Origin of the sequence: Corallococcus sp. CA053C (assembly GCF_003611675.1) — a bacterium.
Lineage (GTDB): Bacteria > Myxococcota > Myxococcia > Myxococcales > Myxococcaceae > Corallococcus.
The window spans coordinates 1-11,160 of sequence record NZ_RAWA01000335.1 but is presented as its reverse complement, the minus strand read 5'-3'; the positions used below and the strand labels follow the sequence as shown (position 1 = coordinate 11,160).

General features: G+C 70.2%; 11 protein-coding genes. 8 read left to right on the top strand and 3 right to left on the bottom strand.

The window, feature by feature from the left end; translation table 11 throughout:
- Positions 1–856: DUF2380 domain-containing protein (locus D7V97_RS32320; protein WP_233583367.1), on the bottom strand; the 856-nt coding region annotated here is incomplete at its 3' end.
- Positions 857–1,267: 411 nt separating this feature from the next.
- On the opposite strand from D7V97_RS32320, the gene D7V97_RS32315 reads away from it, so the two are divergent.
- Positions 1,268–1,726: a hypothetical protein gene (locus tag D7V97_RS32315; RefSeq protein ID WP_120614474.1), complete on the top strand. Its 459-nt coding sequence runs from the start codon at positions 1,268–1,270 to the stop codon at positions 1,724–1,726.
- 222 nt (positions 1,727–1,948) lie between these two features.
- On the opposite strand, the gene D7V97_RS32310 is transcribed toward D7V97_RS32315, so the two are convergent.
- Complete coding sequence (locus D7V97_RS32310; protein ID WP_120614473.1) at positions 1,949–2,968, bottom strand: TolB family protein; 1,020 nt, start codon at positions 2,966–2,968, stop codon at positions 1,949–1,951.
- Between the two features lie 82 nt (positions 2,969–3,050).
- Here D7V97_RS32310 and D7V97_RS32305 point away from each other — a divergent pair, with 82 nt between their 5' ends.
- From D7V97_RS32305 to D7V97_RS32290, 3 genes are all read left to right on the top strand, one after another.
- Positions 3,051–3,947, top strand: coding sequence for a helix-turn-helix transcriptional regulator (locus tag D7V97_RS32305; RefSeq protein WP_120614472.1), 897 nt, complete (start codon positions 3,051–3,053; stop codon positions 3,945–3,947).
- A 916-nt stretch (positions 3,948–4,863) separates the two neighbouring features.
- Entirely contained in the window at positions 4,864–5,733 is an 870-nt protein-coding gene (locus D7V97_RS32295; RefSeq protein WP_120614470.1) for a hypothetical protein, read from the top strand.
- A 50-nt stretch (positions 5,734–5,783) separates the two neighbouring features.
- A complete protein-coding gene (locus tag D7V97_RS32290) occupies positions 5,784–6,176 on the top strand; it encodes a RidA family protein (RefSeq protein WP_120614469.1) in 393 nt (130 codons plus the stop codon).
- A gap of 59 nt (positions 6,177–6,235) precedes the next feature.
- Here the strand turns inward: D7V97_RS32290 and D7V97_RS45460 are convergent, their stop codons facing one another.
- Positions 6,236–6,406 carry a hypothetical protein gene (locus D7V97_RS45460; RefSeq protein ID WP_199729009.1) on the bottom strand — a complete coding sequence of 57 codons (171 nt, stop codon included), beginning with the start codon at positions 6,404–6,406 and terminating at the stop codon, positions 6,236–6,238.
- A gap of 79 nt (positions 6,407–6,485) precedes the next feature.
- Here D7V97_RS45460 and D7V97_RS32285 point away from each other — a divergent pair, with 79 nt between their 5' ends.
- The 4 genes from D7V97_RS32285 to D7V97_RS32270 all read left to right on the top strand — a co-directional run bounded on the left by D7V97_RS32285 (position 6,486) and on the right by D7V97_RS32270 (position 10,954).
- Entirely contained in the window at positions 6,486–7,265 is a 780-nt protein-coding gene (locus D7V97_RS32285; RefSeq protein ID WP_120614468.1) for a bifunctional 2-polyprenyl-6-hydroxyphenol methylase/3-demethylubiquinol 3-O-methyltransferase UbiG, read from the top strand.
- 88 nt (positions 7,266–7,353) lie between these two features.
- Positions 7,354–8,445 (top strand): saccharopine dehydrogenase, encoded by a 1,092-nt coding sequence (locus tag D7V97_RS32280; protein ID WP_120614467.1) that lies wholly within the window; start codon positions 7,354–7,356, stop codon positions 8,443–8,445.
- Positions 8,445–9,110 (top strand): TetR/AcrR family transcriptional regulator, encoded by a 666-nt coding sequence (locus D7V97_RS32275; RefSeq protein ID WP_120614466.1) that lies wholly within the window; start codon positions 8,445–8,447, stop codon positions 9,108–9,110. The genes D7V97_RS32280 and D7V97_RS32275 overlap by 1 nt, the downstream gene beginning before the upstream one ends.
- Positions 9,111–9,439: 329 nt before the next feature.
- The gene (locus D7V97_RS32270) at positions 9,440–10,954 is read left to right on the top strand and encodes a hypothetical protein (protein WP_158623500.1); all 1,515 of its coding nucleotides are present in this window, start codon (positions 9,440–9,442) and stop codon (positions 10,952–10,954) included.
- The last annotated feature ends 206 nt before the right edge of the window (positions 10,955–11,160 follow it).

The following is an 11,160-nucleotide window of genomic DNA, read 5'->3' as shown; positions in this document are numbered from 1 at the left end:
TCTGCATGCCGCGCACCTCGGGGCTGTCCCCCAGCGCGTCGCGCACGCCTTTGGGCAAGTCCTGGTGCGCCTGGGCCATCATGACCTGTCCGCCCTGGATGAGGACGGCCGCGCTGACGGCAGGCACGGAGATGACGCCCGCCTGCACGAGCCTTCGCATCATCTCCACCCACTCGGCGGAGACCACCAGCCGCGAGCCCACCATGACGCCGCCCGAACTCATCACGAGGCCCACGCCCAGCGTCACAGGGGCCGAGGGAGGCCCGCGCGGCAGGGCCATCTTCATGGTGGAGATCATCGCGACCATCTCCACCGCCTGCATCGCCGCGATGACCTGCCCGCCGAACTTCAGGGTCTCGCGGGTCTCCCGCTGGAGCGTGTCGAACTCACGCGTCAGCTTCCCCATCAGTTCCGGCATCGCGGTCGTCGCCGCCTCCACCCGCTCCGGATCCAGTGAGGCGAGGTCCGTCAGCGTGGGCTCCATCAGCCCCTGCACGCGATGCAGGTCCGTGAAGAGCTTCTCGCCGCTGCACATGGGGCAGTGACGGAGCACGGCGTCCGCGAGGTGCAGGAAGTCCACCCAGGTGGCCAAGAGGAGGGTCCCAAATTGGGCCGCCTGGAGCTTCGGCCCCGCCATGCGCAGCAGGCCCAGCTCCATGTCCGTGTCGCCGACTTCCGAGGCCACCTCCGTCAACGCGGTGGCACTCCCAAGCGCGCCCTGAAGCCACGTCACCTGCTTGGAGCCCTGGTCGAGGTAGCGCGTGAAGACGCCGGTGAGGCTCCAGCCCCAGGGGTCTGGAGGACGGGCCGCCAGCCGGGTGAACGCGGCCTCGACGCGGCGCAGGGAGCCCTTCACTTCGTCCGTGGCTTCGAGGACCGCTTGCCGCGTCGATGCAGCGCTTCGGGCCCCGCCCCCGAGAGCACTGTCTCCCACGGCGGTCACGTCGTCACGCGGCTGCTGGCGGCGCAGGAGCCGTTGCTCAGACCCGGAGAGGGCGCGGGGGCGAGACTCCCAGGCGCGCGGGGGCTCATCGTTCGGAGCCTCCACCCAGGAGGGCGAGGAGGTGCCACGCGGCGCGTAGCTCAAGCTTCGGCCTTGCCCAGGCCCTTGCGACACGGAGGCACATCCCGTGGCCAGCAGCCCCAGCCACAGCACCGTCCACCCGCGGTTGCCCATTGTTCGCACCTCCTGACTGCACTCCGGGGTGGCGTGCAGAGCCCTGTCATACCCGCGCAGTCCGACAAGCTGGATGAATCTGGCAGGTGCATGCCCCCGAAGGCATGGAGGGAGGCGAAAGTCAGGGCTTACGCGGGCGTTCCCGACGCGGGCGAGGTCTGGGACGGTGGTGCGGAGACGCTGGAGGACCCGGGGGACGTGGTGGAGCGCGAGCCGTACTCGGACTGCACCTTCACCCCAGCGACAGGCACCACCATCGCTTCGTGCTCGGATCCGGCCCTGTTCGACCGGTCCATGTGCCCATCCGGGGCGCTCGACGACCTGGGGGCTTCGGGCGCGTACGAGGTGCGCATGCTGCCCTCCACCAATCCCTATCAATTCGGCTTCACGCTGCGGCTGCCTTCGGAGGGTGGCGTGGGCGAGAGCGATGGCACCCCGCTGCTCTTCCAGGACGTGGGGGACGGGGAGTTCTTCTTCGGGCCCCGGGTCCGGCAGGCGTTTCCCACTCTTCAATGGCGCATCTCGATGAGGAAAATCTCCTCACCATGATGGGATAAGGATCGAGGAGAAGGCTTCGTCACCGTATGGGCGAGGCGTCATCAGTCCGGCGGGAAGGGAGTGAACGCCATGCTGAGCGCCGTGAGGACGCTGCTGGCCTCGACACTCACCCGAAAGATGATGGCGGCCGTCGTCTTCGCGCTGGCCGAGCATCTTCGGGATGAGAGCGCCGCGAGGCCCACGTTCCCGTGGCGGTTCGTGGCGCATGGGTGCTCACAACCCGAGGACGGACATGGGGAGCCGGTAGATGTCGCCTGTTCCCCGGCCGATTCCCTCGAGTGACGCGTCGTTCCTGGGGGTGTCGAAGCGCGCACCCACGGGGCCCGTGAAGGGCCGGTTGCTGCTGAAGTAGAGCCACTGCCCGTCCGGCGAGACGCTCGGGTTGAAGTCTCGCGCCGGAGAGTTGATGCCCTCGCAGAGCGGCTGGGCCGGCTCCCAGCCCCCCGGGCCCCTGCGGCTGACGTACAGGTCGTAGCTGCCGCGGCTGTCCGCACGATTCAGGGCGCTGAAGAGGAGGAAGCGCCCGCCGGGGGCGATCCAGGGCTCGACCTCGTGGCCTTCCGTGTTGATGGCGTCCCCGAGGTTCTCGGGAGGCTGGTGGATGCCTCCCACGAGGCGGGACACCCAGAGGTCGCTCCCGCCGAGGGTCCCTGGCCTGTCCGCACCGAAGTACAGGTCTCCGTTCGCGGCCACCGATGGGGACCACTCGTCTCGGGTCGCGTCGCTCACCGGCTCGGGGATCCGGCGGGCCTCGCTCCATTCGCCGTTCGCCTGGAGCGAGGCGGACCAGACGTCGAACGTCGCGCGGGCCGCGGGCAACTCCTCTCCCGGGTGGGGGCGGTTGGAGATGAAGAAGACCGCGCGGCCGTCGGGAGTGAAGTGTGGATCCGCGTCGCTCCATCCGGAAGCGAAGCGCGGCTTCACGGGAGGGGACCAGCTCCCGTCCGCGCCGAGCCGGGTCTCGTAGAGCGTGTAGCGCTCGAAGGCGTCATCCGCGCGGCCGAAGAGCACGCGCCGCTGATCGGGCGTGAACGCGAGGAAGAAGTCCCACGCGCCCGTGGTGAAGAGGCCCGCGCCGTAGAGCTCGGGGACGCAGTGCGTGGCGGGTGCTCCGGCCCTGGGGGCGGGGGTCCGGCAGCCCGCCAGTCCGACACAGAGCACCAGCGGGAGGCTCCACGCACGGGCGCGCACGGGGGGCTGCCGGGACGGAGCGCAACGGGAGGGCTCGTGCATGGGACGGTGGCTCCTGGTGATGTCGCGATGCGTCCAGCGCACGCGACTCCAGCTCGATGAGGCGTGGCAGTAGCATCCGTGCATGGCGCGAAACTTGGGGAATGTTGCGACGGCCCCGCTCCCGGTCCGGCCGTGCGGCTTCCACGAACTGATCCGTGATGAGGCGTGGGGCGCCCGGGATTGCGTCTGTGCGCTGGGCATCCGGGCGCGCCGCGCCCAGGGGGTCCACCCTCGCGCACGGGTCGCGGTCATCCTCTCCGGGACCTTCCAGGCGCGGTCGAGCCAGGGCGAGATGCTGGTGGGGCCGGGCGCGTTCCTGCTCGGGAACGCGGCGGCGGAATACGAGTACCGCCATGTCGATGACGGCGGGGACCGCTCGCTCGTCTTTGATTATGGGGAGGCGCTGCTCGAAGAAGTGGGCCGCTCGCTCGGTGTTCACGTCCGCGGCGCGAGGTCCTTTGGCCGGGTCGCGGTGCCTGCCTCGCCCGGGTCGGTGCGGGCCGTGGCGCTCGCGCACGAGGCCCTTCGGGACGGTGGACGAGAGGCGTTGCGCGAGGCGGCCCTGCTCGGCGCGGAGGTCGTCCTGTCCGAGCAGAACGGAGGGGTGCATGCCGTGGCGGAACCCTCCGCGACGCAGGTCCGGCGGGTCGCCCGGATGCTCCGCTACATCGAGGCCCACAGCGCAGGGGATTGCTCGCTCGATGCGCTGGCCGCGCTCGCGGGGCTGAGCCGCTTCCACTTCCTGCGCATCTTCCAGAAGCAGACCGGCCAGACACCCCGCCAGTTCGTCATCGCCACCCGGTTGCGGGTCGCCGCCACCACGCTGCGGACGACCCGCCTGCCCGTCACCCAGGTCTCGCTCGATGCGGGCTTCGGGGACCTGTCCCACTTCACGACGAGCTTCACGCAAGCGTTCGGTGCATCGCCTCGCGCGTACCGGCTCCGGCACGCGCCCCGGCCCTCCTCTCGGCGAGGGTGAACCGGACGTCACCGGCCCAACGCGCTGCCGCTCGCGAAGGCCTGCACGGAAGAAGAACGTCTCAAGGCGCGCGAGGCGCTGGGCCTCTCGCCCGACGTGTCTGTCATTGCGCTGGTCGGGCGCCTGTCGGTGGAGAAGGGGCCCCAGGTGCTCCTGGAGGCCCTGGACGCCCGACAGCCGCGGTACTTCGAATCCCTGCTGCTGCGCGGAGACGTGCTCCTGTTCCGCGCAAGGCAGCGGTGGGGCCAGGATGATCACGCCGCGGCCCGTGAGGACTTGAAGGCGGCACGCCAGGTGCTCACGACCGCCGGCAGCCTGTCGGTGGGCCTGCCGGAAGCGCACCTGGCGCTCGCGCCCGACTTCCAATTCCACAAGCTGCGCGGGGATCTGTACCGCCGTTGGGCAGAGGCCGAACCCCCGGGCAGCCCAGAGGCCCGCGAGCACTTGACCCAGTCCATCTGGGCATCGCGCTGCTGGAGCAGGCACGGGAAGCCTGGGAGCGTGGGGGAAATCGCGCCGCCCTGCTCGACGCCTCCGAAGCGGCCCAGGTGCAGGCCACGCTCTCGGCGACCTCCTTCGGTGGGCCAAGGCATGGGCTGGGAGAGGTCCACGCGGAACGTGCGGCACATGCCCTGCGCAGGGGCGAGGACCCCACGAAGGAGTTGGAGACCGCCGAGTTCTTCCACCGCCTGGGGATGAGTGACCAGCCGCGGGGGGAAGCCTCCGAGCGCGCGGGCCTCGCGAGGGTGCTCCTCCTCCGGCTGGTCTCTCTCCTGGAGCAGCCCTGGTGGAAGCGCCGGTTCCCGGACGACCGGGCTCGCTGAATCGCCCTACCTCCCATGGCGTGCCGTGACGCGCGCGGGTGGGTATAGGCTCGCGGGCGTGAGGGGGAGTTCCGGCTCACGAGAGGCGCGCCATGGATCTGGATACGTGGGTACGAGGGCTTGTCGCGGACTGCAGCCGCAAGGAGCCCCGGTTCAAGCAGCTCAATGCCTTGTACGCCCTGGGCCTGACGCCGACGCTCGCCACGGCCGAAGGCGCGCCCGAGGACCCGCGCGGGTCGCTCGACGAGATGTGGCCTTTCAGCTGCCCTGATTACGAGAACCCCCTCCCGATTCCGGACATCTACCTGCCCCAGACGTGTGGCCAGCTCGCGAACTGGCTGTGCGGCATGATGCTCAAGTCCTTCGAGACCGACCTCTCGAAGCGGAAGGAGCTGGCCCCCACCTCCGTCATGTCGGACTTCGAGCTCGTGAAGTTCCGTCTCCAGAGCCGGTCCGAGCAGCATCACTATCTGCTGCGGGTGGACTCGAAGCCCCTCGGCCATGACTATGTGTTCTACCTGCCGCCCGGGAAGATGGACGGCAACTACGTCTACTATCACTACCAGAACAACTGTAACGTGGCGATGCCGTTCCTGACCTTGAACGAATGGATGGCATCCAATCGCAGTCGCAAGCGCGGCAATCCCTGTGAGCACATCGACAGGCTTCGGGAGATCCGTTGGTTCATTGGCCAGTCCCAGCGGGAATGGATATTCCAGACCTTCACCCTGCTCGACACGGCGGCGGTGCGGACCTTCGCGGGCGGGCAGTACCTCGATTCCATCTCCAACAAGCGCCGCACGCTCAAGATGGGAGGGGTGGACTACAAGGACCAGGGGCAGGACTTCACGATGGCGCGGATTGATCCGGAGACCTTCCGCAAGAACCTGCGGGAGCTCTACACGCTGGCGGAGGTGGGCGCGGAAGCCGCCCGGTTCAATCTGGAGGAGCTGGGCCGGTGAGGGCCCGGCGGCTACGCTGGGCCGACCCGCGCTGCCTGAAGGAGCCACCCATGTCGTCAGCGAAGCACCAGCCCATCCTCGCGCCGAACCTGCCCAAGCCCGTGGGCCCGTACTCTCCCGGCATGCAGCTGGGCCAGCTGCTCTTCATCTCCGGACAGGCCGCCAGGGACCCCGCCACCGGCCTCCAGGCCGAGGGAATCGAGGCGCAGACGGAGCAGGTGCTGCGCAACCTGGAGCGCATCCTCGTGGCCGGCGGCTCCAGCCTCCAGCACGTCCTGCGCTGCGGCGTCTTCCTCGTGGACATGAACGAGTTCGCCCGGATGAACGCCGTCTACGAGCGCGTCTTCGGCGGCCACCGGCCCGCGCGCACCACCGTGCAGGTGTCAGGGCTTCCTGACGTCGGCCTGCGCGTGGAGATTGACTGCATCGCCTACGTGCCTTGACTGGGCGGCTCCGCGCCCACCGTTCAGCGCGGAGCCCCCGGTGTCGAAGCGAGGGCGCCCTAGAGCGGCGGCGGGTAGGGGCAGATCAGCGCGCCGGTGATGGGATGCCGATAGCAGCCCGACGGCAGCTCCGCGGCCTGGGCCGTGCCCGGCACCAGGGTGAGGCCCGCGACGCCAACACCAGCGATCGCGGAGAGAAGGGCAACGATGCGAAGGGTCTTCTTGGACATTCACTTGCTCCTGAGAATGAGTCGATACAGCAATACAATCCTAGCAGCTTCCCCTGACTGAACCCCAGGAGCGCGCCCGATGGGAATCACGATGTCGCCACATGAGTACGCCACGGCGTTCCGCCTGCTGGCGGCCACCGCCCGGCACCCCGAGAACATCGGACAGTTCGTCGAAGCGCGGCTCCTCCCGCGACTGCCGGCGCACCCGTCGCTGCTGGATGTGGGCGCGGGGTCGGGCAGGGTGGCTGAACGGCTCGCGAAGCACTTCGGCTCGCTCACCCTGCTGGAACCCAATCCCGAGCAGATCGCCGGGCTCGCGCTGGAGAAGGCGAAGGTCCTCCTCCAGCCGCTGGAGCGCTACGACTCGCCCGACAGGTATGAGCTCGTCGTGTGCTCGCACGTCCTGTACCACGTGCCCTTCTCCGACTGGGGAGGGTTCATTGACAGGCTGCTGTCGCTCGTTCGCCCCGGGGGCTCCTGCCTGATTGCCATGGCGGCCGCCCGGGGGCCGACCTACGAGCTGTGTCGCGACTTCGTGGAGAACCTGCTCTTCAGCGAGCAGGTGGTGGCGACAATCCAGCAGAAGGGGCTGCCGCACGAAGTCATCCCGACGATGAGCGGGTTCCACGCGAAGACCTTCGAGGAGATGTACACGCTCTGCCGCTTCTTCGTGCTCGAGGGCTGTTTCACGGCGGCCCAGCTCGCGGCCCTGACCGAGGCCGAGGCGCGCGAGCTCGATGCGAGGATTCGCGTGCACGCCGAGCGCTGCCGCGGCGCGGACGGGGAATACCACCTGGAGCAGGACGAGGACCTCATCCTCCTCCCCCTCAGGAGCGAGCCCCTGCGTTCCATCGCGTGAAGTCGATTGTCGTGAAGAATTAGGTCAAGCGACCTATATCATCCCCCACGGGGCACGGAAAGGGCCGTGCCCCTGCGTGGGAGTCGTCATGGGTGCCGAGGGCCGTGTGGTGCTGGTGGGGGGCTATGGCGTGGTGGGCGTCCAGCTCGCCGGGTTGCTGCGAGAGCGTCACCCGGACCTGCCGCTGCTCATTGCTGGCCGCAGGGAGGAACCGGCCCGGGAGCTGGCCGCGCGCCTGGGTGGGGCGGAGGGGATCGCGCTGGATGTCCGCTCGCGCGAGCCGTTGGCGGCGCTGGGTGGGCGGCCCCGGGCGGTGCTGGCGCTGGTCAATGATCCGGATGACGCCCTGCTGCTGGCGGCGTCGCGCGACGGGGTCCCCGTGCTGGACATCACCCGGTGGACGTCCCGGATGATGGCCACGGTGCTGCGACTCTCCGGGACGCCGCCGCGCGCGCCGGTGCTGCTCGGCTCCGCGTGGATGGCGGGGCTGGTGCCCCGGCTCGTGGCCCTGGCCGCGCGGCGGGTCGGGCGCCTGGAGCGCGTGGAGGTGGCCATCCGCTTCGCGCTGGCGGATCAGGCCGGGCCGGACTCGCTGGAGTACATGGACCGGCTGGGACTGTCCTATGAGGTGACGGAAGGTGGCCGCGAGCGCCAGGTGCTGCCGCTGACGGACGGTCGGCGGGTGACGTTCTCCGACGGTCGACGCACCCGCGTCTTCCGGCTCGACACGCCCGAGCAGGCGACGCTGCCCCGGGTGCTGGGTGCGCGCACGGTGACGACGCGGCTGGGCTTCGACTCGGGCTCCGCGACCTGGACGCTCGTCGTGCTCCAACGGCTGGGCATCCTCCGGCTGCTCCAACACCCCCGCTGGACGGCGCTGCGCCGGACGCTGCTCACCGGCAGCAACACCGGAGGCGAGGCCGCGTGGGTGGCGGACGTGGAGGGCGAGCGGGGCCAGGTCCGCATCGAGGTGGTGGATCCCCGGGGACAGGCCCACCTCACCGCCGTCGGAGCGCTGCTGGGCGCCGAGCGGCTCCTGGGGCTGGATGGCGCGCCGCCTCCGCCCGCTGGCGTGTGGTTCCCGGAGCACGAGCCCCGGCCCGAGGAGACGCTGGCCACGCTGCGCGCCTGCGGCGTCGAGGTCCGGATGGAAGAGCGTCTGGCGCGCGAGGTGGCGTGATGCCCCGCCGCGCCAGCAGCAAGGCTCCCGGGACGCTTCCCTCGGCGAGCCCCCGCGAGGGGACGGCGGTGCACGCCAAGGGCACCGAGCGCGTGGGCCACATCCTCGACGCGGCCATGGACGTGTTGGTCCAGGACGGCTACGCGGGCCTCAGCGTGCGGGGCGTGGCTCAGCGCGCGGGCGTGAGCCTCGGCAACCTCCAGTACTACTTCCCCACGAAGCAGGACGTGGTGCGCGCGCTGCTGGCGCGCTACCTGGAGCAAGCCCTGAAGCGGGTCCGCGAGCGGGTGGAGGGCGGAGGCCGCGAACCCGCGCAGCGGCTCCGGCACGCCCTGGACGCCATCCTGGAGGACCAGGACTCGCCCCATGCCTGTCAGTTGTTCGCGGAGCTGTGGGCGCTGGCCGCGAGGGACGCCATGGTGGCGGACGCGCTCGCGGTCTTCTACGCCGGCTATCGCGCGGGTGTCGTGGAGCTGCTGCGGGAGCTCTCCCCCGACCTCACCCCGGCGCGCCGGGAGCGGCGCGCGGCGCTGCTGGTCGCCTTCCTCGAAGGACTGTCCCTCTTCCGGGGCGGCGGCAACCTGCGCGCCGCCTCGGTGCCCGGGCTGGAGCAGGAGCTGCGCGTGCTGTTGGAGCAGGTGCTGCTTCCCCCGCCAGCGCGCTAGCACGGTGGTGAAGAACGGAGACGCGTTCGGACTCCACCGCGGCGAACGCCGGCCAGTCCCTCGCGAACATCAACGACGGCTTCGCCGGGCTGGCGCCAGACCTGGGGGCCTTCGAGGCGGGCGCGGAGCTGCCCCTCCACGGCCCACGCTGAGCGAGGGCTTCGGGCGCCGTGCGCAGTTCACGCATCCGTCACGAAGCCGGCCCGTCGTGAAGACGAACATGCGAGGGTGTCAGGGGCCGGAGCAATCCAGAAGGAAGCCACATGCGTTCGACCTCTGCCTCATGCAGCCCCTCGCTTCACGCATCGTGGCGCTACAGGACAGGGCTCGTGCTGGCCCTCTGCCTCGTCGCGGCCACCGGCTGCGGCAAGGACGACGTGGATCCGCAGCCGCCGTCCTACTTCCAGCCTGACACCGCGGCGCTGGATGTCCTTCCTGGCGTGTATCCCAACGCCATCGACCTGACGGGTGCGGGAAGCCTCGACGTCGCGGTGCTCGGGGATGAGACCCTGGCCGCCGAAGAGCTGTTGGCCGAAGAGGCAACGCTGTCGGCCCCGGAAGGCAAGGCGAAGGTGCGGGCGCTGGCAGCCGGCACCGCGCGGGATGTGGATGGGGATGGCCGCCTGGATGCCATCCTGAGCTTCTCCGTGCCCGAGTTGAAGGCGGCGGGTGTCCTGACGCCGCAAACGGCCCAGGTCGTCTTCGGCGCTCGGACGCGCGGCGGTGCCACCGTCAGCGCGCGGGATTCGCTCCATGACGTCCACCACCCGGTGTTGCGGTTCCCGCCTCCCACCGGCCCCCACGCGGTGGGGACGTTGGAGGACGCCTGGACCGATGAGGCGCGAGAGGAGACGCTCACCCCCGCGTCCGGCGACAAGCGCGAGCTGAAGGTGCGCTTCTGGTACCCCGCGCGGGCCCGCCCCCAGGCCCAACCCGCCTCCTACTTCCTCACGTGGCGCGAGGGCGAGCTTGTCGCCTGGACGCAGGGGCTGCCGCCGTCGTTCTACAGCTTCTTCTTCGCCGGTGCGGTTCGCGGCGTGCCCCTGGCCGACGGGGAAGAGCGGTTCCCCGTGCTGCTCTTCTCCCACGGCTACGGCATGGCGACGGCGCTGTACAGTGGGGTCGCGGAGGAGCTGGCGAGCCAGGGCTACGTGGTGGTGGCCATCTCCCATCCCCGGGGAGGCGGCCCGCTGGTCTTCCCGGACGGCCGCGTGGTGGATGAACTCGTCCAGCTCACCCCTCTGGACCCCGCCCTGAACACGCGCGTCCAGGCCCAATGGGCGGCGGACGCGCGGTTCGTGCTCGACCGGCTGACGGCGCTGGACTCCAGCGACCCGGCGGGGCGCTTCACCGGAAGGTTGGACCTGGGTCGCATCGGCGCGTTCGGCCACTCCTTCGGCGGCTCGGCGGCGGCGGAGCTCTGCCGCACGGATGCACGCGTCCATGCGGGACTCAACCTGGACGGCACCTTCCACGGGAACCTGGAGGTGCAGGTCCAGGTCCCGTTCCTCGTGATGAACAGCGAGGGCGCGGAGGGCGACTTGAGCCGGGACCTCTTCTTCCAGCATCTGGGCGCCACGGGCTACGACCTGGACCTCCAGGGGGCCGGCCACCTCACCTTCAGCGACCTCGTGCTCGCCCTGCCCCTGATCCGCTTCGATTCGCCGCAGGCGACCGCCAGCGAGTACCAACTGGGCACCCTCGACGGGCAGCGCTCCTTCACCCTGGTGAACACCTACGTGCGCGCCTTCTTCGACAAGCACGTGCGTGCACGCCCCACGCCCCTGCTGGACGGGCCCTCCGCCGAGCACCCGGAGGTGGAGCTCGTCGTGCACCTGCCTTGATGGGCGCCCGCCTCCCGAGGCTCGCTCCGCCGTTCAGGAGGCGTCGCGGGGTCCTCCACGTCGATCTAGAAGTGGGTTCGACTCAAGGCGGCGGGAATCGAACCCGCCGCCTGGCACTCCCAGAGCGGGCTTGGCGGAGTTTCGTAGGAGCCTGGCGGTAGCTTGTGCCCTGGCGAGGTGTGACCAGGGAGGGGCAGGTGGGGGAG

What these genes read in the sequence shown, in the direction of transcription:
- D7V97_RS32315 (WP_120614474.1), top strand. Translation starts at nt 1,268, where the DNA reads ATGCCCCCGAAGGCATGGAGGGAGGCGAAAGTCAGGGCTTACGCGGGC.
- D7V97_RS32310 (WP_120614473.1), bottom strand. Translation starts at nt 2,968, where the DNA reads ATGCACGAGCCCTCCCGTTGCGCTCCGTCCCGGCAGCCCCCCGTGCGC.
- D7V97_RS32305 (WP_120614472.1), top strand. Translation starts at nt 3,051, where the DNA reads ATGGCGCGAAACTTGGGGAATGTTGCGACGGCCCCGCTCCCGGTCCGG.
- D7V97_RS32295 (WP_120614470.1), top strand. Translation starts at nt 4,864, where the DNA reads ATGGATCTGGATACGTGGGTACGAGGGCTTGTCGCGGACTGCAGCCGC.
- D7V97_RS32290 (WP_120614469.1), top strand. Translation starts at nt 5,784, where the DNA reads ATGTCGTCAGCGAAGCACCAGCCCATCCTCGCGCCGAACCTGCCCAAG.
- D7V97_RS45460 (WP_199729009.1), bottom strand. Translation starts at nt 6,406, where the DNA reads ATGTCCAAGAAGACCCTTCGCATCGTTGCCCTTCTCTCCGCGATCGCT.
- D7V97_RS32285 (WP_120614468.1), top strand. Translation starts at nt 6,486, where the DNA reads ATGGGAATCACGATGTCGCCACATGAGTACGCCACGGCGTTCCGCCTG.
- D7V97_RS32280 (WP_120614467.1), top strand. Translation starts at nt 7,354, where the DNA reads ATGGGTGCCGAGGGCCGTGTGGTGCTGGTGGGGGGCTATGGCGTGGTG.
- D7V97_RS32275 (WP_120614466.1), top strand. Translation starts at nt 8,445, where the DNA reads ATGCCCCGCCGCGCCAGCAGCAAGGCTCCCGGGACGCTTCCCTCGGCG.